The 24,134-nt window shown below is 57.6% G+C and carries 19 protein-coding genes and 3 tRNA genes; 11 read left to right on the top strand and 11 right to left on the bottom strand.

Features of this window, described 5'->3' with window-relative positions; translation table 11 throughout:
- Positions 1-796: 796 nt before the first annotated feature.
- The 4 genes from ABRP98_RS09420 to gltX form a co-directional block, all read right to left on the bottom strand.
- Positions 797-869: transfer RNA gene (locus tag ABRP98_RS09420), tRNA-Glu, on the bottom strand.
- Between the two features lie 226 nt (positions 870-1,095).
- Positions 1,096-1,168 (bottom strand) — tRNA-Glu (locus ABRP98_RS09425).
- A 38-nt stretch (positions 1,169-1,206) separates the two neighbouring features.
- Positions 1,207-1,278, bottom strand: a tRNA-Gln gene (locus ABRP98_RS09430).
- Between the two features lie 227 nt (positions 1,279-1,505).
- Positions 1,506-2,999, bottom strand: coding sequence for a glutamate--tRNA ligase (gene gltX / locus ABRP98_RS09435; protein WP_349858887.1), 1,494 nt, complete (start codon positions 2,997-2,999; stop codon positions 1,506-1,508).
- A 233-nt stretch (positions 3,000-3,232) separates the two neighbouring features.
- Here gltX and ABRP98_RS09440 point away from each other — a divergent pair, with 233 nt between their 5' ends.
- Genes ABRP98_RS09440 through ABRP98_RS09470 form a run of 7 tightly spaced genes read left to right on the top strand, consistent with a single transcriptional unit; the run spans position 3,233 to position 12,839 of the window.
- Positions 3,233-5,635: a choice-of-anchor M domain-containing protein gene (locus tag ABRP98_RS09440; protein ID WP_349858888.1), complete on the top strand. Its 2,403-nt coding sequence runs from the start codon at positions 3,233-3,235 to the stop codon at positions 5,633-5,635.
- A gap of 56 nt (positions 5,636-5,691) precedes the next feature.
- On the top strand, positions 5,692-7,284 hold the full coding sequence (locus ABRP98_RS09445) for a choice-of-anchor M domain-containing protein (RefSeq protein WP_349858890.1): 1,593 nt from the start codon (positions 5,692-5,694) through the stop codon (positions 7,282-7,284).
- Positions 7,284-8,789: an anchored repeat ABC transporter, substrate-binding protein gene (locus tag ABRP98_RS09450; RefSeq protein WP_349858892.1), complete on the top strand. Its 1,506-nt coding sequence runs from the start codon at positions 7,284-7,286 to the stop codon at positions 8,787-8,789. The genes ABRP98_RS09445 and ABRP98_RS09450 overlap by 1 nt, the downstream gene beginning before the upstream one ends.
- Entirely contained in the window at positions 8,782-9,672 is an 891-nt protein-coding gene (locus ABRP98_RS09455; protein ID WP_349858894.1) for a choice-of-anchor M domain-containing protein, read from the top strand. The genes ABRP98_RS09450 and ABRP98_RS09455 overlap by 8 nt, the downstream gene beginning before the upstream one ends.
- On the top strand, positions 9,659-10,393 hold the full coding sequence (locus ABRP98_RS09460) for an anchored repeat-type ABC transporter ATP-binding subunit (protein ID WP_410763645.1): 735 nt from the start codon (positions 9,659-9,661) through the stop codon (positions 10,391-10,393). Before ABRP98_RS09455 ends, ABRP98_RS09460 begins: the two co-directional genes overlap by 14 nt.
- Complete coding sequence (locus ABRP98_RS09465) at positions 10,390-11,310, top strand: anchored repeat-type ABC transporter permease subunit (protein ID WP_349858896.1); 921 nt, start codon at positions 10,390-10,392, stop codon at positions 11,308-11,310. The genes ABRP98_RS09460 and ABRP98_RS09465 overlap by 4 nt, the downstream gene beginning before the upstream one ends.
- Positions 11,307-12,839 (top strand): choice-of-anchor M domain-containing protein, encoded by a 1,533-nt coding sequence (locus ABRP98_RS09470; RefSeq protein ID WP_349858898.1) that lies wholly within the window; start codon positions 11,307-11,309, stop codon positions 12,837-12,839. Before ABRP98_RS09465 ends, ABRP98_RS09470 begins: the two co-directional genes overlap by 4 nt.
- 24 nt (positions 12,840-12,863) lie before the next feature.
- On the opposite strand, the gene ABRP98_RS09475 is transcribed toward ABRP98_RS09470, so the two are convergent.
- Positions 12,864-13,970, bottom strand: a complete 1,107-nt coding sequence (locus ABRP98_RS09475; RefSeq protein ID WP_349858900.1) for a CE1 family esterase — start codon at positions 13,968-13,970, stop codon at positions 12,864-12,866.
- 109 nt (positions 13,971-14,079) lie between these two features.
- Here ABRP98_RS09475 and ABRP98_RS09480 point away from each other — a divergent pair, with 109 nt between their 5' ends.
- Entirely contained in the window at positions 14,080-15,183 is a 1,104-nt protein-coding gene (locus ABRP98_RS09480; protein ID WP_349858902.1) for an isochorismate synthase, read from the top strand.
- Positions 15,184-15,193: 10 nt separating this feature from the next.
- Here the strand turns inward: ABRP98_RS09480 and ABRP98_RS09485 are convergent, their stop codons facing one another.
- The 6 genes from ABRP98_RS09485 to ABRP98_RS09510 form a co-directional block, all read right to left on the bottom strand.
- The gene (locus ABRP98_RS09485; protein WP_410763665.1) at positions 15,194-15,712 is read right to left on the bottom strand and encodes a class I SAM-dependent methyltransferase; all 519 of its coding nucleotides are present in this window, start codon (positions 15,710-15,712) and stop codon (positions 15,194-15,196) included.
- A gap of 106 nt (positions 15,713-15,818) precedes the next feature.
- On the bottom strand, positions 15,819-16,631 hold the full coding sequence (locus ABRP98_RS09490; RefSeq protein WP_284782948.1) for a fumarylacetoacetate hydrolase family protein: 813 nt from the start codon (positions 16,629-16,631) through the stop codon (positions 15,819-15,821).
- Between the two features lie 115 nt (positions 16,632-16,746).
- Complete coding sequence (locus ABRP98_RS09495) at positions 16,747-17,766, bottom strand: 3-isopropylmalate dehydrogenase (RefSeq protein ID WP_349858904.1); 1,020 nt, start codon at positions 17,764-17,766, stop codon at positions 16,747-16,749.
- 135 nt (positions 17,767-17,901) lie between these two features.
- Positions 17,902-19,488 carry a phosphoglycerate dehydrogenase gene (gene serA, locus ABRP98_RS09500; protein WP_284782941.1) on the bottom strand — a complete coding sequence of 529 codons (1,587 nt, stop codon included), beginning with the start codon at positions 19,486-19,488 and terminating at the stop codon, positions 17,902-17,904.
- A 64-nt stretch (positions 19,489-19,552) separates the two neighbouring features.
- Entirely contained in the window at positions 19,553-20,464 is a 912-nt protein-coding gene (locus ABRP98_RS09505) for a hypothetical protein (protein WP_349858906.1), read from the bottom strand.
- On the bottom strand, positions 20,448-22,238 hold the full coding sequence (locus ABRP98_RS09510; protein ID WP_349858908.1) for a GmrSD restriction endonuclease domain-containing protein: 1,791 nt from the start codon (positions 22,236-22,238) through the stop codon (positions 20,448-20,450). Before ABRP98_RS09510 ends, ABRP98_RS09505 begins: the two co-directional genes overlap by 17 nt.
- 637 nt (positions 22,239-22,875) lie before the next feature.
- On the opposite strand from ABRP98_RS09510, the gene ABRP98_RS09515 reads away from it, so the two are divergent.
- Genes ABRP98_RS09515 through ABRP98_RS09525 form a run of 3 tightly spaced genes read left to right on the top strand, consistent with a single transcriptional unit; the run spans position 22,876 to position 23,844 of the window.
- Positions 22,876-23,283: a DUF6941 family protein gene (locus ABRP98_RS09515; protein WP_349858910.1), complete on the top strand. Its 408-nt coding sequence runs from the start codon at positions 22,876-22,878 to the stop codon at positions 23,281-23,283.
- A complete protein-coding gene (locus ABRP98_RS09520; RefSeq protein ID WP_349858912.1) occupies positions 23,273-23,500 on the top strand; it encodes a DUF4258 domain-containing protein in 228 nt (75 codons plus the stop codon). The genes ABRP98_RS09515 and ABRP98_RS09520 overlap by 11 nt, the downstream gene beginning before the upstream one ends.
- 11 nt (positions 23,501-23,511) lie before the next feature.
- A complete protein-coding gene (locus tag ABRP98_RS09525) occupies positions 23,512-23,844 on the top strand; it encodes a DUF2283 domain-containing protein (protein ID WP_349858914.1) in 333 nt (110 codons plus the stop codon).
- Positions 23,845-24,134: the final 290 nt, after the last annotated feature.

The raw sequence follows: 24,134 nt of genomic DNA on the forward strand, positions 1-24,134 counted from the left end.
AACCGCCTGACCTCAAACACAGAACTGAATACCGAGCCGAAAGCACAAACGGCTACACCACTACACGGGACTTGACCTTGAGCCGGCGAATATCAGGCCGCATTCCTGACTCGACCTTGTTGCGTGCCGTCCTGCCCGGCACATCATCAGGGTCTCGGCTTGTCACATTGGGGCGCAGGATGTACTCATCTCGCCCCGCCTTGGTCGGACCTGACCCCTGTGGATGCGGCGGCAAAACACGTTCAGACGGGCCAGGCTTGGGGTACTCAGGAATGGGCTGACGCGTATCGTCGTGGACGAAACACGATTGAAAGCCGTAACGCCCTTCTCAAGAACGGTCGTATGGGGTTGGGTGACACGACTCGGCGTCTCGTCCGTGGGTTCGCTAACGCCACCCTCGTCCCCGCTCTGGGCATTGTGGGTGTCAACATTCACCTGATTCAGAAGTTCCTCCACCGAGTCGTATTCGACTTGAATACGAATCCCAGCGATCCGGTAACAACTCAGCCGCGTAAGCGAGTCTCCGACTGGAACACGTTCGGTAACGCCGCGCCACAGGCTCCCCCGGCTGCAGCCTAGAGATCAGCAAAGTCCACCGCCCATATGGGCCGTGGTCTACAGGTCGTGGGCTACTGCCCAACTAAACAAAATCTCGCCCGATCTCTGTTGCTTTTAAGCACCAGGAATCGGACAAAACAAGTTAAATCCCAATCCTCGGAAACGAGAATCGGGATTTCGTTTGGCAGTTCGTAGTTTCGTGAACTCTGCAGGTCAGAAAGGTGAAACCGCCTATATGTACCCCGTACGGGATTTGAACCCGTGTTACCGGCGTGAGAGGCCGGCGTCCTAGGCCTCTAGACGAACGGGGCTCGTTCGCACGTAGCAGGCGAAGCAAAAGCTGTACTGCTTAAAGCTTGCTTGCTGCGGACTCGTTAAACAGTAAACGATGGGTAAACACAATACAAATCAGCAGATAGTACGGGGATTCATGCCGGTAAATCCCCCAGTTAAGACCCACTTTGGTCCCGATTAAGCCGCAAGCGCACATACGGAAAATTCCTCCAACCGCAGTGGCTGGAGGAATCTTTTTATTTGTACCCCGTACGGGATTCGAACCCGTGTTACCGGCGTGAGAGGCCGGCGTCCTAGGCCTCTAGACGAACGGGGCATAGAACTAGTGAGCCTGCTTTAAAAGCATTTTCACTGCTGGCCTACCAGGACTCGAACCTAGAATGGCGGTACCAGAAACCGCTGTGTTGCCAATTACACCATAGGCCATTTGCTCACTCGCTCGGAATCGCATCCTTATCGGCCGCGCTCCCTTGCTCGCTGCAACGTGTTATAACTATAATGATCGTTGCCCAATGCGCCAAATCGCCAGCGCAACTCGCATTTTTAGGCGCTTTTCTTGAGCTAAAATAAAGCTGCGGATGACATCTGTGTAGTTCGATGTTCATCCGCCGCTGTAACGGGCTTTCCCCGCTAGGCTTCTGATGGCTCCTGCATTACTCGGCCGCAGGAACGTACGGAGTTACCTCGCGGGCAGCACGCAGGCGCGCCAAGGTGGACTCTTTGCCCAGAAGTTCCATGGACTCAAAGAGCGGTGGCGAAACCTGGGCGCCGGAAATGGCTACGCGCAGCGCGCCGTAGGCCTTGCGCGGCTTTAGCTCTAGGTCCTCAATGAGCGCCTTGGATAGCGCGGTTTCAATAGCGTCAGTCTTCCACTCCTCTACCGCTTCAAGGGTGTCAATGCCCACCTCGAGCGGCTGGACGGCATCGTCCTTCAGGTTCTTCTTGGCAGCTTTTTCATCCAGGGTGAGCTCAGCATCGGGCGTGATGAGGAAGCTGAGTAGCCCATAGGCATCGGCAAGCGTCTTAATGCGCGTTTGCACCAAGTCCGCAGCGAAGGCGAATTTCTCGCCGTCATAATCGGCTGGGAAGTCCGTGCACTCCGTCAGGTAATTGCGCAGGCGGAAGGCAAACTCCTCGGGCTCGAGCAGTCGAATATGATCGGCGTTGATGGCCTCGAGCTTCTTCTGGTCAAAGCGGGCGGGGTTACCCAGAACATCATTGACATCGAAGTTCTCAATCAGTTCATCCATGCTGAAGATGTCCTTATCCGCCGACAGGGACCAACCCAACAGCGACAAGTAGTTGAGCATGCCTTCTGGGATGATGCCGTTATCGCGGTGATTGAAGAGGTTAGACTGCGGGTCACGTTTGGACAGCTTCTTCTTCCCCTCGCCCATCACGAAGGGAAGGTGACCAAACTCCGGGGTAAATTCCGCGATGCCAATTTCCTTTAGCACGTCATACATGGCCAGCTGGCGCGGGGTGGATGAGAGAAGATCCTCGCCGCGCAGTACGTGGGTAATGCGCATCAGCGCGTCATCTACCGGGTTAACCAGGGTGTACAGCGGAGCTCCGTTGGAGCGCGCCACCACGTAGTCAGGCTGAGTTTCAGATTTGAAGGACATCTCGCCGCGCACAAGGTCGGTCCAGGCCCAGTCCTTGTCTGGCATGCGCAGACGCCAGACGGGCTTGCGACCTTCAGCCTCAAAGGCATCGATCTGCTCTTGCGTCAGGTCGCGGTCGTAGTTGTCATAGCCCAACTTGGGATCGCGCCCGGCTGCCTTGTGCCGTTCTTCTACCTCTTCCGCGGTGGAGTAGGCAGGGTAGACATGTCCGGCATCGATAAGCTTATTGAGCACATCTTTATAAATGTCCATGCGCTGGGACTGCCGGTACGGTTCATGCGGGCCGCCCACATTGACGCCCTCGTCCCAGCCCAATCCGAGCCAGGTCAAGGAATCAATGATGGCCTGATAGGACTCTTCCGAGTCACGGGCAGCATCGGTATCTTCGATGCGGAAAATCAATTTTCCGCCGGTGTGGCGGGCATAGGCCCAGTTAAACAGGGCCGTGCGCACCATGCCAACGTGCGGGGTACCAGTGGGAGAAGGGCAAAATCTAACGCGAACTTCAGTCATGGCCACCATCGTAGTGGAGCCACAGGACACAGTCCGCACCAGCCCAAACCAGCGCCTCACCCTACCACCCAAAAGTGCGTCCCCATTTACTTTATTACACGCAAAAAGGGGTAGATGATAACGAGTTCCATTATAAACACACTGGTAAAAGGGAACGGTTTTCAAAAAATTATCCAGTATTGGGAATCATTTTCTATAGTTTCGAGGTGAACTACTGACAACTGCAGAAAGGTAACGCGCTGGTGGCTTCTCCTCGTATCCGCTTCATCGCCGCATTCAGCACGATCGCGCTGATTGCCCCGGCTACCGCCTACGCCGGTCCAGACGATGGCAAACACATCGCGACCCAAACCCACGTCGATTCTCCCAAGAGTTTTTGGGAAAACGACAACTTCCTGCTGCGATCCGAATTTCCCGGCCAAACGCCGCCGCTCATCGATGACACCGTTGCCTGGATTGGCAAAGGCTATACCCGCGAAGACGAGAACGGTAAGCGCCACCAGAACTTTATGTATTCCCTGCCGCAAAACGGTACGCAGGATTACATCGGCGCCCCAGGCACCACGTACTACACCGCCCCGTCCCAAGCCTCCGCTAACCAAGAGCCCATCTGGATCGGATTCGGTTCAAAGGGGCTTCCCGTGGAAAATTTCCGCAACAACATCGCCTACCTCGATCTGTTGAGCGTGGATGGCCCAGGTGACGTGGAGCTTTTTACCAATAAGGACGATAAAGACGGCACTAATCTCAATCGCATGCTGGGTTCGTTCGAGAACTCACCACACTCTGCTTTTCTCGAACGTGGTAGCCACACTCACAACTACACGCTCTTTACCAAGCCCGGCCGTTATCGCTTGACCTTTCGCACCACCGCGCGCACGGCGGATGGCCAACTCGTGGCTAGTGAGCCGCAGACCACCAGCTACCAAGTGGGCGGGCAAAAGCCAAAGGATGAAAAGACCCCAAGCCTCAAAGAGCGCTTTGATAGCTCCTCCTCCGGTGATGCCGCCGCTGCTGGCTACAGCCTGAGCCTGGACAAAAAGCAGAACCCGGAAAAAGACGGTGACGATAAGCTCACCACCATTTCCTTCGATGCAAAGAACAAGGAATCCGGCACGCTTACGCTGCTTATCGATGGCTATTTCCTCACCGATCTGCCCGTCACCGACGGCCACGCCAAGTGGGATGAGTACATGGGCCCAGAATCGTCCAATATCCAGGCCGTCTTTACCCCAGAAGGCGATGCCCCGCGCTGGATTTCGCAGCAGGTGGAATTTACCCCGGGCTCCCCCTCCCAAACCGATTCTTCTACTACCGAAGAGAAGTGGGAAGAAGCCGAGAATCCGCGCCAGCTGGCACCCACCGAAGAGGTAACGCTGCAAGAAACCGGCTATACGGTGCGGATGCGCAAACAAGGTGAAGAAGGAACCAAAATTATCATCGACATGGATGATAAAAACTTCAGCGGCGTGATGACTGGTGGTCTCTACAAAAACAAGAACGACGAGGAATCCTCTACTTCGGTGGAAGCAGCGATTACCAAGGGCCACGGAGAAGCCACTTTTACCTACGGTAGGTACTCCGAAAACTACACTGCCAAAATCAACGTCTTCCCGCACTCCACGGTCCAGGCCGGCCACGGAAGCACGGTGCTGACCGAGTCCTACAAACTCGATGAAAACTACGAAGTAAAAGACGAGCTTTCTACCAGCGCAGAGGATAACACCGCTACCCCAGGCGGAAAGCCTGAGTCCGGCGATACGCCGGCACCATTTCAACCGCCACAGGACGAAGAAGCTCAGCGCTGCAGCGAAAAGCGCGTACTTGACCGTGGGCACGTCGATATCAAGGCACTTCCTACGGACGATGGTTTCCGCACCGTCCTGCGCGATGACACAGGACAAATTGATAAGAACTCGGTAGACCGCTCGTTGGATGACGTCGTGCTTGGCGTACACAAAAACGCGCTTACTCCTCGCGGCCAGCAGCTGGATGATAAGAAATTCGATTTCCTTGGCAATATCGGTGACCGCTTCTACCACCTGCCACAAACACAGAACCAAGCCATCATCTGGCCGGGGTATAACACCGAAGAATTGGATTACTCCAAGATGAAAGATGGCAAAGTCAATTTGAACCTTAAGCCCACGCACACGCCAGAGGGCGCTGAGTGGGGCGCATATATAGATAAGGCCAGGGGTGTCGGTTACGACGTCCTTGCCAATTCTGCCGAAAACGACCACACGATCGAGACCACCTTCGCATCGCACAGGCATACCCACTGGGCTTTTACCAAGCCGGGCATCTACACGTTCGAGGCAACCTATACGGCAACTACCACCGACGGCAAAGAACTTGCGTCGGAGCCGCAGACGTTGACCTTTGCCATTGGTGATGACGCGGTGAAGTCCTGTTCTACGGCTGCGCCATCGGATAAGCCTTCCGAAAAGCCTTCGGACTCGGCAAAGCCATCCAAGCCCTCGAAACCGTCTAAGCCGTCCGAGCCGTCAGCTCCCGGAGGGTCATCGTTTAATCCTTGGACCCTGGTCTTGCCTGCGGTTCTTGGCATCACCTTCAAGGCCTTCTACAACTTCTTCCGCGACAACCAAGATCTCATTCGTGAGCGCTTTGGCTGGCGCATCTAACTAATAATCCACTGCTCAGGGGACCCCACCCCAGGCGCTTTAAAGGAAATTCAACCATGGATACCAACACCATTTCGCGCACCAGAGCCCACCGGCCTGGCAGCCGCATCATCGCAGCGGTGATTACCGCCCTCATCGCGTTTTTCGTTCCGGCCACACCAGCGTTGGCCTTCGAGGACGTCTTTGACTCCGGCCACATCGACGCGTTCTACGTCACCGCGCCGGATGGCCAGCTGCACCTATCCATGCAGGAAGATGTCACCGGTTCGCACGTCCAGCGCCCCGGCGATGACGTGCTGCTCCAGGTCGTGGAATCGGCATGGTCCGATGCCACCGAGGGCGTTCCCGAGATTGGCGAATCGACCTACTTCCTGCCCCAAACCCAGGATCCGAATATCATCTGGCCGGGCTGGGATACTCAGCCGGCGCGCGATGGTGGCTTTATTAGTGTTGACTTCGAGTTCACCAATATTTCTGGGCCGGGCTCGGTCTATGTCTTTGAAACCTCTGGGTTCGGCAACGTTGGTGCCGTGACCAATTCCGGTTCGATGGAGCTCACCAGCGGCGAGGTCATTAACCAGCCGAGCCCTGCGCACCGCCACGTCAACTGGGCTTTCAGCGAGGCCGGTACCTACGAGATGACCGTCCAAGCCTCCTCCAACGGCCAAACCAGTAACGCGGTGACCTATACCTGGCAGGTGGGCGAAGGCGGCGATGCCGTCACCACTCACCGTTCTGCGGGCGGTGCTGGCGATGCAGACAACTCCGGCAATGACGCCGGACACAGCAAATCCGAGGGTGGCCAAGGTGGCAACGCTGCAAGTAGTGGACAGTCCACGGATCCAGAATGCCGGCCGGGTATCATCCCGAAGATCAAAGACGATACGGTCTCGCCACCGCAGTGGCGCGATGCCGATGGCGCAACTTTTTACCTCTCCGATAATTCCGGCGTCGAGCTGCCAGAAGATGTTGGACCTGTTTCGGCCGGCCAAGCCTGGATGATCGGTTCTACGCAGGTCGATGGCGTGCCATGGCTCGGTGCGAATACCCAGAGCCCCTCCATGCGCGAACACATTCCAGGTGATGTTACTTGGGAGCTCGTCGATATAAAGGGCCCTGGCGCCATGATGGTCTACAGCCAGGGTGGCCTGGGCAAGATCGTCGGCGATGAATGGTTCCGTGGCGCGAACGGTGCTGTAGAAGGCAGCTACAATATCGCGCCCAATACCCACGTGCACCCTAACTGGGTCTTCGAAAAGCAGGGCACTTACGACGTCACCATCCGCCAGGTGGCCCAGACCTCTGCTGGCAAGCAAGTAGCTGGACAGGCAACGCTGCACTTTGTCGTGGGCGGTGGCCGCCCAGATGGCTCCTTCGATAATGGTCACTTTGACCTGGGCGCGGAAGTAAACCCGGAGGGCGGCGACTGTGGTGTTGGCGCCGCAGCCGGCGCGGGCTCTAATGGCTCCGGCGGTGGCCAGGATGGCGCCAGCGGTTCCGGTGCGAACGCATCCGGTAAGGGTGGCAATGCGGCTCTCGCCAATACTGGCACCCCCACTATGCCGCTTGGCATCGGTGTGCTCGGCTTGGGCATGCTGTTCCTTGGCCTGGGCATCGCACGACTCGCTGTCGCGAGGGCAAAGAATTAATGCCAGTGTCCCACTACCGTTTCGTACCGCGCGGGCTGCAGGCCGTCGGGGCGCTCTTTAGCGTCTCCCTCCTTGCGGCAGGCTGCACGACCTCGGCAGCGGTGGATACCTTTGATCGCTTCAGCGTGGTCGCCACGACGCCCATTCTGGCGGATATTGCCCGCCACGTCGCAGGCGAGGATGCCTCGGTCACCGGGCTTATCCCGAGTGGAAAGGACCCGCACACCTTTGAGCCCACACTGCGCACGGTGCGCAACGTGGCCAATGCGGATCTGGCCTTGAGCAATGGATACCTCTTGGAACCGCAATCGCTGATAGATACCCTGCACGAGTCCACGGATGCGCCCGTGGTGGAAGTCGCTGACTCCGCCTCTACCCGCGGCGCTACCCTCGTGCCGCTGGTAGAAGATGTCTCCCTGGATGCCATCTGGTTGGGCCTGCGCATTAGCGGCGCCGAGCAGCGCAACTCCGGCGTGGATTTCCGCATGGTCTCTGCCGAGGGGCCAGGCGATGTCGCAGCCTACGTGGTCTCGACCTTCGGCACGCCGGAAGTGCTATTTAATAGCGCCGATGGCATCGACGCGGACGATGATGCGGTCACCCTCCCGGCCAATGCGCACACGCACGTCTCGTGGGGCTTTTCGGAGCCGGGCATCTATAAGCTGGGTTTCCAGGCAGATGGCACAGAGGTAGAGCACCTCACCGTCGCGGTGGGCGTGAACCCACCGGAGGATATGGATGTCATTGATTCCGGCCACGTGGATATTGCCGCTTATCTGGCAAACGGTTCTATTGATTTGCGCGATCAAGATCAGCATTTTGATCCCGCGCATACCGCGGTGGCAGTCCCATCCTCGGTCCTGCAGCCCATTCCGCCGGATCCCGCTTATCGCTTCTTGGGCACCCCCGGTGCGGATACGTACCTGCTCCCCCAGGCAGTCTTGGGTAAACATATCCACGGCGAGGTGGACCCGCACTTGTGGCACAACGTGGACAATGCCATTGCCTATGTCGATGTCATTGCTGAAGAAATGGCGAATGCGGATCCGTCCCACGGCGCCGATTACCGCGCCCGTGCTGAATCCTATATCGCGGAATTGCGCGAGCTGGACGAGTACGTAGACCGCGCGATCTCTTCCATCCCGCAGAACAATCGGCACTTGGTCACCACCCACCACGGCTATGCCTACTTAGAGCAAGGCTACGGCCTTTCGGTGGCTGGATTTGTTACCCCTAATCCCGCCATTGAGCCTTCGCCACGCGAGGTCATTGCCCTGCGCCGGACGCTGGAGAACCTGCACCTTCCTTCGGTCTTTGTGGAGCCGGTGGAGCAAGCCAGCGCCAGCACGCTGAAGGAAGCCGCCGCGCAGCAAAACGTAGAGCTATGCCCAATTTACGGCGACACGCTTGATGATGCCGTGCCTACTTATATCGATCTCATGAAATTCAATGCTGACTCGCTGCAGCGTTGCCTACATCCTTCGAATGGAGATAACCATGCTTAACCTTGCCTCTCGTACCGTTACCCGCGCGGCCACTCGCACGGCAGCCTGCATTGTCACTGCGGGCCTCGCCCTATCCGCAACGCCCGCCTGGGCCGGCGACCTCGCGCAAGTGGTTGGCGCGGATGAAACCGTTGCGCCAGAGGGCGAAGAAAAGGTCATCGATGCCGGCCACGTTGATATCGGCACGCTGTTAGACGGCTCCGATGTCGAGCTTTTGGCCCGCGATGATGCGGGCGACTCCCCGGTGTGGCGCCACCTCGATGACCTCGTATTTTCGGTCAGCGATGCGGCCCAGCAAACACTGCCGGATACCGAAGATTTCAGTTTCGTCGGTGCCCAATCCGGCGAGGATGTCTGGGTTGTCCCACAGACTGAGCAGGTCGGCGTCCCGTGGCTGGGGTGGAATACCCAGGCGCCTTCGCTTGTCGATAACGCCGATCGCGGCGTTACTATGGAATTCCTCGGACACTCCGGCCCAGGGGATTTTTCCCTCTTTTTGCAAAACGGTGGCTTTGAGGCACCCCAGCTGCTGTGGTCTACGGCAGAAAAAAGCGAGTCTGAGTTCTGGGTAGATCTCAATACGCACACTCACGCCAACTGGACTTTCACGGAGCCGGGCACCCACCAGGTGGCCATCCGGGTTAAGGGTGAAACCACAGACGGCGAGGAGTTTAGTACCGACGGCGTGCTGACCTTCGCTGTGGGCGACGGCGCAGATATTCAGGCAGCCCAGGATGCGGAGTGGAGCCCAGCAGAGGCCACGACCGAGGATTCTTCCCTCCCGGTATGGGTTTATGTTTTGGTCGGCGGCGGAATCATCGTGCTGATCGCCGGTATTGCCGTGCTCGTCAAGTCCCGCAAGCGGGGCGATGGCCATGTCTAAGCCGTGCATCCAGGTGCGCGGATTGCAGGTAGCGCTTGCTGGCCGCGCCGTTATTGAGGACGCTAACCTCGAGGTAGGCACCGGTGAATTCATTGGGCTCTTAGGCCCCAATGGCGCGGGCAAAACCACGCTAATGCGCGCCATTTTGGGCCTTATCCCCTCCTCTGGCACGTGCACCGTCACCGGCTCTGTGGGCTATGTTCCCCAGCGCCACGAGGTGGAATGGGGTTTTCCCATCAACGTGTACCGCACCGTGCTCAGCGGGCGCACCGGGCTCATCGGGTGGTTCAAGCACCCTAAGAAAAAGGATCATGCCGCCGCTGCAGAAGCGCTGCGCTTGGTGCATATGGAGGAATTTGCCTCCCGGCCCATCGAGGAGCTTTCTGGCGGCCAGCGCCAGCGCGTACTGATCGCCCGCGCCCTCGCTATTCAGCCGGAGGTCTTGTTGCTCGATGAACCTTTTACCGGGCTCGACGCCCCGAATACCGAGGCCCTATTAGAGCTTTTCGCCGAACTTGCGGCGCAAGGAAAATCCATCGTGATGTCTACCCATAACCTGTCTGAGGCGGCGCACACGTGCAAGCGCCTCGTGCTATTTAATCGCACGGTCATTGCAGATGGCCCCGCCGATGAGCTTTTGGCCGACAAGGATCCGTGGACCCGCGCGTTTGGCGTCAGTGCCTCGTCTCCGTTGCTCGCTGCGATTGGAGTGGCTGCATGATTGATATCTCATTTATCGATTTTTTGCGGGATTTAACCAATCCCCACCTCGATTTTCTCGCCCGGGCGGTGGGCATTTCGCTCATCGCCGCCATCGTGTGCGGGGTCATCGGCTGTTATGTGGTGCTGCGTGGCATGGCCTTTATTGGCGATGCCGTCTCGCACGCCGTGTTCCCAGGCCTGGCCGTCGCCTTTGCGCTGCAAACCTCGGTACTGCTGGGCGGGGCGGTTGCCGGTGCGGTCGTCGCGGTGCTTATCGCCGCGTTTTCGCAACGCAACCACGTGCGCGCGGATTCCATCATCGGCATCTTTTTCGCCGCCGCCTTTGCCTTGGGTATGGTGATTATCTCGCGCACGGATGGCTATAGTGCCTCGCTCACCAGCTTCCTCTTCGGATCACTGACCGGCGTTTCGCGCACAGATATCACCGTCGCCGCGAGCGTCTGCCTCGTGGTCCTAGCCGTGGTCGTGGCCTTTGGCCCGCAGCTCAATGCCACCTGCTTGGACCGGGAGACCGCCCGCGCCATGGGCCTGCCAGTCTTTGCACTGGATATCATCCTCTACTTGTGCGTGACCGCCGCGGTGGTCATTTCCGTAAGCACTATCGGCAATATTTTGGTCCTCGCCCTGCTGATTACCCCGGCTGCTACGGCGCGCCTGCTCACGGCCAACCTCACCACAATGATGTTTCTCTCTGCCATCATCGGCGCCGTCTGCAGCTTCTTCGGCATCTATTTGGCATGGGCCATAGATCTTCCCGCGGGCGCGACCATCGTGCTCACGCTCACGATCCTCTTCCTCATTGTCTGGGCCCTACATCCTCTCCTGCGCTCTCGCCGCACACCCGGCCACTTTTCTCCTCGCGTGCCAGCCAACGCTTCCGAGAACTCCCCACGAAAGGAAACCATCGAATCATGAAACCCTTGTGCCGTACCGCTCTTGCCCTAGGCACCGCCGGGTTCCTCAGCGTGGGAACCCTCACCGGTGTGGCTCTACCCTCTTCCGTTATGGCCACCGCGCATGCCGCAGAGGCCTGCAGCGTCGAGGACTTTATCCGCATTACCGAAGACCACCAAGACATGGCGTTAAAGGATGAAAGCGGGGATATCAACTTTGTGGTCAAAGATGACCACGCACGCAAGGAATACCAGTCGGAAGAATTCGCGGTCGAGGTAGCGGATAAGAACAAGCAGCGTATTTCCGATCTCAAGATCCCTTCCTTGCCTGATGAGGGGTGGGTGCTGCCGCAAACCCAGATTGAGGATGTTCCGTGGCTCGGTTTTAATACCCAGGAACTCTCCGAGGACTACCTCGGATCCAAGCAGACCGCGACGCTCAGCATGGCCATCGCGTCCGGGCCCGAGGATGGGCGCATTGTGGCCTTCCAAAATGAGGGCATCGGCGAGCTCAAGGTGCGGATGGATACCGAGGACGGCACCGCCTGGGATTATCCCGGCAAGTCCCACGCCCACCCTGCCTTCGCTTTTACCAAGCCAGGCACCTACGCCGTGAGCTTTACTTTTGCGCTTCCCGATGGCTCCCGCCACCACCTGCACGCCGGATTCCTCGTCGGCGATGACGCGGATGCAGCGGAGCTATGCGGTGTCGACTATGACGAATCCGACGATGCCGAGGGAAGCGTCCCTTCGGGCGGAACCTCCCGCCCAGAACAGCTGGCCAAGGATATTAAAGGCGTAGATAAGGCTATCGCGGGCCTAGATAAGGAGCTGGAAAATACCCTGAAGGAAGGCCAAAAATTCCTCGAGGGCGATAAAAAGAAAGACAAGGGCGCCAAGGATAAATCCGGCGATAAGCCAACTAAGCAGGGCCAGTCCGGAGGATCCGGTGGCTCTGGTAAAAAGGCTGCAGAGAAAAACTCTGGTTCGAAGCAGGGCTCCAACCAAGGCTCCAAGTCTGGGTCCAACTCTGGATCCAATAAGGCCTCCGCCCACGGTTCTGGGGCCGGCTTTGGTGCTGCGTCGCGCAAATCGGGTGGGGGCTCGTCGAAGGGATCATCGGCAAGCAGCGGCTCTCGCAGCGGTTCTAAGGCTGCACAATCCAAATCCGGCGGTAGTTCTGGCCAGAAATCCGCGGGCAAATCCACCCCGAAGTCCAAGAGCAGCAAGGCTAAGGACAGCAAATCTAAGGGCTCTAAGTCTGAGAACCGAAGCACGGCGCCGGTGCCCAACGCATCTGCGGGTGGCAAGGACCACAACAATGAGGCGCTTGCCGGTGCCGCCTACACCGCCTCACTGACCAAGAGCAGCTTTTGGGCGGGCATCTTGGCGGGGCTCGGCGCATTCGCGCTGGTGCTAGGAATTGGTCTTTTGGTCTATGTCCAATTCTTCCGCAAAAAGAAGCTAGCCGGCGAACAACCTGAGCAGCCAGAACAGCCAGTGCCGCCGCAGGCCGATGATGCCACGACGCAGATCCCGCGCATCGACTAGAAGCCTGAAAAGTACCGTCTAGGACTACACGCGTGTCTTGGTGGAAAGGAAGTCCCACACAACATTCGGGGTATCCGGCTGCCAAAACCACGTGTGTTCAGCAGGCACCTTGATCAATTCCACGTCCTTCTGGCAACCGTTGAAGTTCAGGCGCTCGGCACCTCCAATATCCGCTTGGGTTTGGAAGGTCATATCGCAGCGATTGCGGTTGAGATACCCTCCCAAGACGGTGCGCACGGGAAGATAACCAGCTTCGTGCCGGTCGCCGCCTTCATAGGTCATCATCTGATCGTGGGTGCCGTGCATGATGAGTGTATGCATTGGCGCATCGCCGCAATTGGTTTCAACGGGGGTATAAAAAGCTCCAGAGACCATGGCAACCGCAGCAAATATATCTTGAGCGTGACAGCCTAATACCGAGGTAAAACCTCCACCATTGGACATTCCCATGGCGTAGACGCGGTTGCGATCCACGTGATAGTCCGCATCCACCGCATCCAAGATGCGCTTGATGAAGCGGATATCTTCGCCGTCATGGGTTTTGGCATATGGAGCTGCTTCCCAAGCGCGTTCGTAGCCCTCCGGATAAATGATGATGGCCTCACCGGTGGCTGACGTATTGCCCATCCGTGCGTAACTAGAGAAATTTTCCGGGGAATCTCCCCAACCGCCAAATCCAAAAAGCACCGGGGATGGTTTTTCGGGCGAGTAATTATCGGGGATGCGCACGAGGTAGCAGCGCTGTTTTCCTTCGTGTTCCATCTCGAGCGATTCCATAGTTCCCGGTGCAATGGCCGGATCAGGATTAATGCTGGGATCAGCAGAAGGCACAGGTGGAGTCGGCTCGGGATTACCCGAAACCGGTGGCTCACCGTCAGTAGACGGGTGCGCCTCAGCATCGCGAGGCGTCGATTCAGTGACGCCTTCTGGAAGCAAATGCGAGCCGTCTGGTTCTGGAATCACGGGCTCGCCGGAGTGGTGGTCTTGTTCTGGCACAGGCGCCGGGTGCGTCGGTTCTACCGGTGATCCGGCACCTTCTTGTTCCTGCGCCATTGCCGGCACGCTTAAAGCTGCGCCTATCACTAGCAGTGAGGTCAAGAGATAGGTGAATCGAAGAAAAACTTTAGTCACAATAGCCACTTTTGTAACAATAGTTACATCGGTTGTGCCAGCAGGTGCCCACACGCTTGGCGGAGGGTAATTTCTACCAACTTTTAACGAGGCACTAAGCTAGATCCCCATGCACGAAGACAGACCAAGCACCGCCCCCGATTTCTTGCTCTCCCGAGCAACGGGGTCTGTCCGTACCCAAGGTGCGCGGGACACCCTTACCAGTGCCGAGGCCGCGGTTGACGCCTTGCGCCGAGGCGGGGCCGAGATGGTCGTAGGTGCCATCCCCTTTGATTCCGATACTCCCGCCGCGCTGACCGTTCCAGAATCAATCATCCGAGAAGACGGCCCGCTAGAACCACATGCGTTCTACCGCAATCAGACCCTCAATTCCCGCGTCGTGGGCTTTGACCCAGAGCCAGAAGAACACCTGCGCCGCGTTGAAGCGGCCATCGGCACCATCGAAACCTCGAAGCTAGAAAAGGTGGTTTTAGCCCGCGCGGTCGATATCGAATTTGCTTCCCCCATCGATCCCCGGCTGGTGGCCGCGCGCCTAATCGATCTCTCCGTCAACCGCGATGGCTTCATTGCGGATCTCTCCCCTGCAGGCCGCCCAGGGGCCATGCTGGTCGGTTCTTCGCCAGAGGTGCTGATCAAGCGCCAAGGCTCGACCGTGTCTGCATTCCCGCTCGCCGGCTCCACCCCGCGCCGAGCCAATAAAACGGCAGACCACATTGCCAGCCAAGACCTCTTGCACTCCGCAAAGGATCTGCTCGAGCACTCCTTTGTGGTAGAGCACCTGCGCAGGGTGCTAGAGCCGCTGTGTAGCAGCCTCAATATCCCCGATACCCCGCAGCTCATACACACCAATGAGATGTGGCACTTGGGCACGCCGGTTACCGGTACCCTGCGGGATAAAGACCTCACCGCCCTGGAATTGGCAGAAGTAGTCCACCCCACCCCCGCAATCTGTGGCACGCCGACGGAAGCTGCGCAGGCGCTTATTGAGACCGCCGAGACCGACCGCGGCTTCTATGCCGGCACCGTCGGCTGGTGTGATAGCTCCGGCGACGGTGAATACATGGTAGCTATCCGTTGCGCGGAAGTTGCCGGCGATGGCCTCTCCGCCCGCGCCTGGGCCGGCGGCGGCGTGGTCGGTGCCTCCAATGCCCAGGCGGAGCTGGAAGAAACCACCGCCAAGCTCCAGACGATCTTACGGGCGCTGAGCCTTTAAACGGTGCGGATTAGTACCGCTTTGCCACGAGAACCACGTCGCTGGTGTGGTGAGCGCCTGCACCGCTAGTTACATGGCGCGGCGATCGCCGCAAGGTCTGCACCTTCAATTCGGTCAGGTTTTCCGCCAGCCATTCCGGCATGGCGATCTCTTCTGACTCCATATCATGGTGAACATAGAGCAAGGTTCCGCCCGTGGCGACGAGCTTTTCTAACAGTGCTACTTCCCGTGAGTTGGCACGGACACTGCCGTAATGCACGGTGACCAAATCAAATGGGGCGTGGCTGAACTCATCAAAGGTGGCAACCTCCGCGGCTACTCCTCGCGCCCTAGTCCGTGCCACGGCAGTCGGAGCAAAATCGATGCCGAGTACCTGCCAGCCGTGCTCGTGCAGCCACTGGGCATCGGCGCCTTCCCCGCAGCCGATATCGAGCGCGGTACCGCCTGGAAGGTCACTAACGTAGTCCACCAGCGTGGCATTCGGACTCCCCGACCACACCTGCACAGCGGAGCGATAGCGCTCCTCCATTTCCTGCGCGCTGGGCGCAGACCCGCGGTGGCCTTGATGCGAATGTTCCGGCACGCCGTTCTCCTTCTAGCAAAACCTCACCAGCGGCAGCTGCTGTGGGATGAATCTACTGCGCCCTAGAGATGGTATTGCGCAGAGTACCAACCCCTGGGATCTCAATTTCAATGGTATCGCCCGGCACCATCGGAGCGGTTCCCGCGGGCGAGCCGGTAGTGATGACATCACCAGGCAGCAAAGTATATGCGGCAGAAATCTCTTCCAAGATGCCGCCCATCTTGACGATCATCTGATCCGTATTGGAATCCTGCTTCTGCTCACGGGAACCATCATGGGTCAGGTACGCATTGATCTTCTGATCATCAAGATCCAAGCTATCCAGGTCCGTTTCAATCCACGGGCCCAGCGGGCAGAAGGTATCAATGCCCTTGGCGCGCGCCCACTGACCATCCTTGAACTGGAGGTCACGGGAGGAAACGTCGTTGCAGATGGTATAGCCCAGCACGTGGTCTTTCCAGTTCTCAGCCTTGATATTCTTCGATGGCTTGGAAATAACTACGGCGAGTTCGCCCTCAAATTCCACGTTGGTGGCATAATCGGGAATCTTGATGGCCTCATTCGGGCCGATAACCGCAGTCGAGGGCTTCAGGAAGATGGTTGGCGGCAGCTTATCGGAGGACTTCTTAAATACCTCGGCCACGTGGTCGGCATAGTTGCGCCCGAGCGCCACCACCTTGGTGGGCAAGGTCGGCGCCAAGAGGCGCACCTCGCCCAGCTTCCATTCCCGGCCGGTAGGTTCCGGCGGGGTAAACGGAGTGCCGGAGATTTCTTTAGCTACAAGCTCCTCCATCGGGGCGTCTTGTGGCCCGTCGATGATGGCAAAGCAAATTCCTTCTGGGTGTGCAATTCGTCCTAAACGCATAACGGCCATCCTACTAAAAGGGAGCCTTTACATGTGTGCAAAGTTTGCGGTGTTAATTTGCAAAGATTATTTAGCTCCCTGCCAACACCGCATTCGTACAAAGGACTTCTTGCGCTTATGCTTGCAGGTTCGCCGCGATGCGGTCCCCTACCTCGACGGTCTTGATTGGGGCATCGCCACGCTTGGCGATGTCCTCCGCCACCGCCTTTTCCACCTTCTGCGCATTGCCTTCATCGCCCAGCTGCCACAAGAGCATCGCCGCCGACAAGATAGCCGCGGTGGGATCCGCGATGCCTTGTCCGGCAATATCGGGTGCCGAACCGTGCACTGGCTCAAACATGGAAGGGTTCTCGCCCGAGGCATCAATATTGCCCGAAGCAGCCAACCCAATTCCGCCAGTAATAGCGCCTGCTAAGTCCGTTAAGATATCTCCAAAGAGGTTATCGGTCACGATGACATCGTAACGGGAAGGATCCGTCACCATGTAGATGGTCGCGGCATCGATGTGGTTATAGTCCACCTCCACCTGCGGATATTCCGCCGCAACTTCTTCCACCGTGCGGTGCCACAAGTCGCCGGCGTTGACGAGGACATTGGTCTTGTGCACCAGGGTCAGGTGGTTGCGGCGCTGCGATGCCCGCTCGAAGGCATCGCGCACCACGCGCTCTACCCCGAAGCGGGTATTTTGCGAAACCTCGCTGGCTACCTCGTGCGGCGTTCCTTCCCGCAGCGTGCCACCGTTGCCGCAGTACAAGCCCTCGGTGCCTTCACGCACCACAACGAAGTCGATCTCGCCCGGGTTAGCCAGCGGCGAGTGGGCCGTGGGATACAAGATAGAAGGGCGCAGGTTCACATGGTGATCGAGCGCAAACCGCATCTTCAATAACAGGCCGCGTTCCAAGACGCCCGGGGGAACCTCACCTGGCGCACCAATGGCACCCAGCAAAATGGCATCGTGCTCGCGCAAGCTGGCCAAGTCTGCATCCGTTAAAAGCTCGCCATTACGCAGGTAGCGCCGCGCGCCCAAGTCATAATCGGTAGTTTCAATATCGCTGCGCACGGTGCGCAGCACCTTCAAGGCTTCCGCCGTTACTTCCGGCCCAATGCCGTCACCGCCAATAACCGCTAATTTCATTAAATAGGATTCCTTTCTCACATAGTGGATTAGGGATTAGCCTACCAAAGAAAACCCGCCCATCGCAGCATAATTCTGCGCGATGGGCGGGCACGAGTACGCGGTTAGGCCAATCTGCCCTAACCTGCGCTGAGATTATTCATCCATGTCGAATTGCTGGCACGTAGCGCCAAGGGCGGAGTTGATCTCCTCGATGAGAGAATCTGGCACCTCGGACTCCACGCGCAAGATCAGCACGGCATCGGATTCCTGCTTACCCTGCGTCAAGGCTGCGGCGATGATGTTGATGCCCGCCGCACCCAGCTTGGTACCCACGGTACCCAGCGCGCCTGGGGCATCGGCATAGCGGAAGAACAGGTTGCGGCCCTCGGCCCGCATATCCACGCCACGACCGTTAATACGGACAAACTTTTCGGTCCCGTCAATACCGATGAGCGCACCGGTAAGCGAGGAGGTCACGCCCTCCGCGCTAATGACCTTGACCTGCAAAGAAGAACGGTGCCCCTTGGATTCTGGGTTGGTGGAGACCGAAACTTCGACCCCACGGCTCTCAGCAATCTGCATCGCGTTGACAAAGGTAACCGGCTCCGAAGTCACACCGCTAAACAGACCGCGTACGGCCGAAAGGCCCAGCACATCCACATCCTCAGTGGACAGCTCGCCGCAGGCCTCAATCTCCACTGCGACGGGAGCCTGATCAAGCAGGCGCCCTGCGGTAAGGCCCAGCTTGCGGGCAAGGTCGAGCCACCCGGCTACCTCTTCGCCCACCGTACCGCCAGAGACGTTCACCGCATCAGGAACGAACTCGCCGGCCAGGGCCTTGAGTACAGATGCGGCGACATCGGTACCCGCGCGGTCTTGCGCCTCCACGGTGGACGCGCCCAAGTGCGGCGAGACCGTGACCTGCGGCAACTTAAACAGCGGGGAATCCGTGCACGGCTCCGTGGAGTAGACGTCAAAACCCGCACCGCGGTGGTGGCCGGAAGTAATGGAATCCGCCAAGGCCTGCTCATCCACGAGGCCGCCGCGGGCGGCGTTGATAAGGATCTGGCCTTCCTTTGCCTTGGCCAGAAGCTCTGCATTAAACATTCCGGCGGTCTCGGGCGTCTTGGGCAGGTGAATGGTGACAAAATCTGCCTGCGCCATCAGCTCTTCCAGCTCGACCAATTCCACGCCAAGTGCTGCCGCACGCGCCGGATTGGCATAAGGATCGTGGGCAATAATCTTCGTTTCAAACGCGCTTAACCGCTGGGCAAAAAGCTGACCGATGTGGCCGAAGCCGACGATGCCAATAGTCTTGCCGTAAACCTCCACGCCCTTGAAAGAAGAGCGCTTCCACTCGCCCTCACGCAGCGACTGATCCGCCGCAGGAATCTGGCGGGCAGTGGCCAAAAGCAAGGCAATCGCCTGCTCGCACGCAGAGTGGATATTGGAGGTGGGAGCGTTGACCACCATGACGCCCTTATTGGTGGCGGTGTCAATATCCACGTTATCCAGACCCACGCCCGCGCGGCCCACAATCTTAAGCTTGGGCGCTGCTTCTAGAACTTCAGCGTCGACCGTGGTGGCAGAGCGCACGAGCAGTGCATCTGCTTCTGGAACCGCAGCAAGCAATTCCTCGCGGTTCGGGCCATCCACCCAGCGCACCTCGACGGAATCCCCCAAAGCCGTCACTGTGGATTGGGCCAATTTATCGGCGATAAGAACTACCGGCTTCGACATATCATCCTTCGTTTCAATTCGTTGTGCATTACGCGAAAATCACCGCGTGTGAAGGAAGTGTAGTTCAGTTTGGGGTGCCCTGCCTTATTTTTTCCTTAAATTCTTTCACTTGACCGAATTCCGGGCCCAAAGCAATCAGGGAGCCCTCATCCAACCCCGCCACCATGGCCATACTCCGCTTATCTTCCAGCGGATCTGCCGTCGGCATCAGCAATACTGAACCGCCATAGGCCGCGGCCGTAATGACATTGGCTACTGGGCTATCCGCCGTAGCCACAATATTGGGCGCCATCTGGCCATCGCGCCGTGACTGCGCTGGAACGGGCGGTAACTTTTTGTCATCATCCTCCGGTTCGCCCTCATAAGGAATCCAGGCAGGACGCAACTCAACGTAGGGTGTTTTATCCAGCCGCGCGATGTCCTTGACCACTTGGTTCGGCGAGGCAACCACCTTGGACTCGTACTGGAAGGCCGTAAAATCCCCCAGCGCTTCATGCGTTCCCGGATCCTTGATGACAGTGAAATCACCGCTGGATTGCGTCCACGGAATATCGCCCACGATGACGAGTCGTTTTACCTCCAAGTCTCCGACCAAGTTGAGGATGTCACCGCGGTGCGAGCGATCATATTCCACGGCCGGCAAGTGCTGGTTAATCGCCAACGTTGCCGCGCGCAACACGGATTTATCATCGGGCGCAAAGAGCACCATGGAATCTGAATCATCGAAGAAAGTCCGCGCGGCCTCGATGCCACTCGGATCGTCGATGATGTCCAGTTTGCCGGCGAATTTGGGATCGATAAGGCGGTTTTGATTCTCTGACTTGGCGCGCTCGAGCTCGACATCGGACTCGGAGAGATCCGACAGACCTCGCTTGACCAGTTTGGGTTCCTGCAAGGCATCACCGCAGCCAACAAGTACGAGGGAGGCTGCGATAACCACTGCAGCCGCCCGATACCTCTTAGCGGCCAAACGCATGTGGCCCCTCTTCACCGCCGGCCAGGTTTGCTTCATCGACATCTCGAATGACGGGAATGCCTAAGGTTTCTTCCACTAGATCCACGAAGCGATGGCGACGATCAGCCAAGAATTCCTGAATTTTTGACTCCCTTAGGTTAGCGACATCGAGGTCGTGCGATGCCAGTACGGCATCAAATTCCTCGTCTTCCATGATGGACTTGGACTGCACGCGAGGCAGGTAGCGGTTCGGCGCGAACCCATCGAGGACGACCTCTGTGCGCTTGCCCATCGGGGTGTAGTTCATGACCGAATGGGCCAAGACCGAATCCACCCCGTGGCGCTGGCACCAATTCAGTGGGAATACCGGGAAAAACCCGGGCTTCAACTCTTCAAAGGTGTGGCGAGTAAATTCGCTGCCCGTCCGCCAATCCTTCGCGCCGCGGGCCATAAGCAGGGCATAGATTCCGTGCCATACCCCATCGTTTTCATCGACCGAGAGCAGGCGGGATTCCCGGAATCCTGCATCCGCGACCGTCTTGGGAACATCATCGGTGGCCCCGGCAACCCACTCGGTCACCTCATCCACATCGCGGGCGGCGCGCAGCGGCACCGCGGAAGAACCGTAGAGCTCGCCAAAGACGCCACACCAGAACCACTGGTCAATGCGATCCCATGCCTGCTGGCTGGAAAGGGCCCCAGGCCGCTTGGCCAGGCGCGCGATGATGACCGCCAGCGGCACGATCTGTTCCGTATAAGGAACCTGATCGAGGCTTAAAATGCGGCGCTGCGCCAAGAATTCGGCAACCTCGTGGAAGGTAATGCGCAGGTCGTGCGCGGCCGCCTTGTACTCGGACAGGGACAGCTTCAAAATGTCTTCGCGCTGGCCGCCGGCATTGCCCTTCTCCCCTGTGACCAAGAGGGATACTGCGGAGAGGAATTCATTGCGTCCGATGCCATCGAGCGCAGGAGAATCCCGCAGATCCTTTTCCACCTGCTGCCAATCGTTAGCAAGGTGGAAGGTCGGATCTTCGGAAGCAAAGACGGCGGTTAAGAGATCGAAGACATCCATCTGCAGGCCGGCCGAGTTCGCCTGGGCAAAAATAGAACCGATTCCAGAGCGCTCCGTTTCGCGGGATAGCCGGATCATCGGGATGTCATAGCCCGCCAAGGGACGCACGATGCGGTTATTGAACGCTGCAAGCTCGGCGCTGTATTGCTCGTGTGTGGCGGCGAGCTCGAAAAGCATGCTGGTGCCTTCCTCACTGAGCAGCGAGGCCACAGGAATGCACATATTATCCAGGCCATCCTGGCGGCAGGTGATAGCCCCATCAATATCGGGGCCGAAGTGCGAGCAGATCTCGCCGTTCTCGTCGACGGCGAAAATGGCGTCATCGGCAAGCAAGTCCCCACTGACCGCGGCACGGACGTCAATGAAAAAGCGGCGGTGGACCTTCTTTTTCCGGAAGTCGGTGGTCTTGACAAAACCCTCACCGTTAAAGCAGTGATACAGGGAGGTTAGGCGCTGTTGACCGTCCAGAAGGAGCAATCCGGGCTCGACGCCAACCTCGGGCGCACCCGCCAAAACCCGGGGACGGAAACGCATCTTCTCATTGCGGGTATCCAGGGCCATCAGCGCGCCAATGGGATATCCACGCAGGACTGTAACGATAAGTGAGCGGATGCGGTCTTCATCCCAGGCATAGCTGCGCTGGAAATCTGGGAGCTGGATATCGCCCCGGTCAATCCGCGAAAAAAGATCCTTGAGATCATAGCTTGGCGTCGTAAAACCCATAGGGCCAATACTACCCGCAACACCTCCGCGGGACCTCACAGACTTGGGCCAGCCCAGGGAAGTGGACTTGTCGGAGGTCGGAATCCGGCAGCCTTGAGGAAGTTCTACACTGCGATTACGTAAAGCCTCGCGTAACCTAGTGCAGTCTACTAATGCTGACCACGCACTATCAATCGAGCGAAAAAGACAAACGGGTCTCTGCTACAGCCAGCAGACTCGTGGAAGGAGCACAAGTATCAGACTGGAAACAAGCCATCAACAAATGGCTGTATCCTTCTCCGACCGCTTCGCCAAATACCTATAAACCCAGCCACACACAAACAACTTGTCACGCTCCGATCACCAGATTCACGGTTTCACGTCGATACTCGGGCGTGTATTTCTGGCGTTCTTGACTCACAAAGAACATCCTCTTCTACGGACCCAAGATCCGCGCTAAACGGGTGTCCACAAAACGAGGGTAAACACACGAGTCACCCTGCTGTGGCCCACACGAGAATTAACGTGAAAGTCATTCGCGCAAGCCTCACTCTAAAAACAACGACTACTCTTTGAGGGACAGCCTGAATCTAGCTCACGTAAGCCGAGTTCAGGTATTAAGGGAACGCTAGGACCCCAAATATGCGATACTCAAATAATGACAGCTGAACTTGATTATGCTTTCCTCGCCGAGTATGCAAAAACTGAACGTGGAACTATTACTGCTATCGGCGCCAGTTTCACTGAAGCCAGGGCAGATTCGTTTCCGGGCGTGGTTGATATAGCCGTTGCTGGGCGCGTGCGTCGACCTGAAAACACCGATGCGCCTGAACTATCAATTGCAATTGGTGGCCCTTCAGATAATGGTGACCCCCAAATCGAATTCGATTTCAAACTCGAAAATGAAGACGACGCCGTCCGATACGACGGTAAAGTTGCTTCAGTGTTCGTATTTCGCGGCCCCATTTATATCGCCGAACCTGGACTCTATGAGTGCAATATTAGCATCGACGGAAGGCTAGCACGACGACTCGCATTCGAGGTTATCTCCCAAGATGCCGAATGACCTCTATATTTGGCCCCATGCGCGGAGACGTATGCGAGAACGCAATATTACGGAAGACGACATACGGTACGTTTTAGATAACTATCAGATATCAAGACCTGGAAACACACCCAATCGAACGGTATATGAAGCAGACTTGGGTAGAGTTACTTGTGTCGTTACGGTGAATGATTCCAATCCGACCGAAGTCGTAACTGTATTCAATAAAAGAACCTAGGAGTGACTGAAATGCAAATCCAGGTAACCCGGTCTCGCGATATAGAGGCTGGCTACATTGAGTTGGCTGAGCGCGCAGTTTCGCACTCGGAAGAGCTAGATAATGGAATCATCATCGACCTTGATGAGTTCGACTGCGTTGTAGGGGTGGAGTTTCTTTCACTTCGCCACATCCCCTCAATAGAAACGATTTCTTCTCGCTGTCACGTCAAAACTCAAGAACGAGACATGCTTCGATTAGCTTTAAGACACTTAATGCGAATGACAGCAACCAGCGGGTCGCTTACTGCCGAATCCCAAATTAACGCAGCTGCAGTAGACGGACATGAGATGGAAGCCTGCTAGCCTCCAATTGCCACGATCCGTGTTCTAGTCGGCGCAACGATCGTATTTGCCCTCAACGTTTGTTGAGGGCATTCGTCGGTTTAACGGTTAACCATTCTGCTCTGTCGAGCGTTACACACTGACAAGCTAGGCCACAAATGGGCCTGACCCCCGGACAGTGGACACGTCGGGGGTTAGCTATGCTACTTTAGTTAGTGTAGATGAAGTCTCGGCTTCAAAGACATCAGGCGCTACGAGATTGCACCAGGAGTGCCGCCGGCGCGTGTTATAGCGCATGCACCACCGGAAGA

It is taken from the genome of Corynebacterium sp. KPL2838, from assembly GCF_040225455.1.
In the GTDB taxonomy this organism is placed as follows: Bacteria; Actinomycetota; Actinomycetes; order Mycobacteriales; family Mycobacteriaceae; genus Corynebacterium; species Corynebacterium rhinophilum.

Coding starts and splice junctions, on each gene's coding strand:
- ABRP98_RS09445 (WP_349858890.1), top strand. CDS start 5,692: ATGGATACCAACACCATTTCGCGCACCAGAGCCCACCGGCCTGGCAGC.
- ABRP98_RS09510 (WP_349858908.1), bottom strand. CDS start 22,238: ATGGGTTTTACGACGCCAAGCTATGATCTCAAGGATCTTTTTTCGCGG.
- serA (WP_284782941.1), bottom strand. CDS start 19,488: ATGTCGAAGCCGGTAGTTCTTATCGCCGATAAATTGGCCCAATCCACA.
- ABRP98_RS09465 (WP_349858896.1), top strand. CDS start 10,390: ATGATTGATATCTCATTTATCGATTTTTTGCGGGATTTAACCAATCCC.
- ABRP98_RS09490 (WP_284782948.1), bottom strand. CDS start 16,631: ATGCGTTTAGGACGAATTGCACACCCAGAAGGAATTTGCTTTGCCATC.
- ABRP98_RS09470 (WP_349858898.1), top strand. CDS start 11,307: ATGAAACCCTTGTGCCGTACCGCTCTTGCCCTAGGCACCGCCGGGTTC.
- ABRP98_RS09505 (WP_349858906.1), bottom strand. CDS start 20,464: ATGCGTTTGGCCGCTAAGAGGTATCGGGCGGCTGCAGTGGTTATCGCA.
- ABRP98_RS09525 (WP_349858914.1), top strand. CDS start 23,512: ATGCAAATCCAGGTAACCCGGTCTCGCGATATAGAGGCTGGCTACATT.
- ABRP98_RS09480 (WP_349858902.1), top strand. CDS start 14,080: ATGCACGAAGACAGACCAAGCACCGCCCCCGATTTCTTGCTCTCCCGA.
- ABRP98_RS09485 (WP_410763665.1), bottom strand. CDS start 15,712: ATGGAGGAGCGCTATCGCTCCGCTGTGCAGGTGTGGTCGGGGAGTCCG.
- ABRP98_RS09455 (WP_349858894.1), top strand. CDS start 8,782: ATGCTTAACCTTGCCTCTCGTACCGTTACCCGCGCGGCCACTCGCACG.
- ABRP98_RS09515 (WP_349858910.1), top strand. CDS start 22,876: ATGACAGCTGAACTTGATTATGCTTTCCTCGCCGAGTATGCAAAAACT.
- ABRP98_RS09450 (WP_349858892.1), top strand. CDS start 7,284: ATGCCAGTGTCCCACTACCGTTTCGTACCGCGCGGGCTGCAGGCCGTC.
- ABRP98_RS09495 (WP_349858904.1), bottom strand. CDS start 17,766: ATGAAATTAGCGGTTATTGGCGGTGACGGCATTGGGCCGGAAGTAACG.
- ABRP98_RS09520 (WP_349858912.1), top strand. CDS start 23,273: ATGCCGAATGACCTCTATATTTGGCCCCATGCGCGGAGACGTATGCGA.
- ABRP98_RS09460 (WP_410763645.1), top strand. CDS start 9,659: ATGGCCATGTCTAAGCCGTGCATCCAGGTGCGCGGATTGCAGGTAGCG.
- gltX (WP_349858887.1), bottom strand. CDS start 2,999: ATGGTGGCCATGACTGAAGTTCGCGTTAGATTTTGCCCTTCTCCCACT.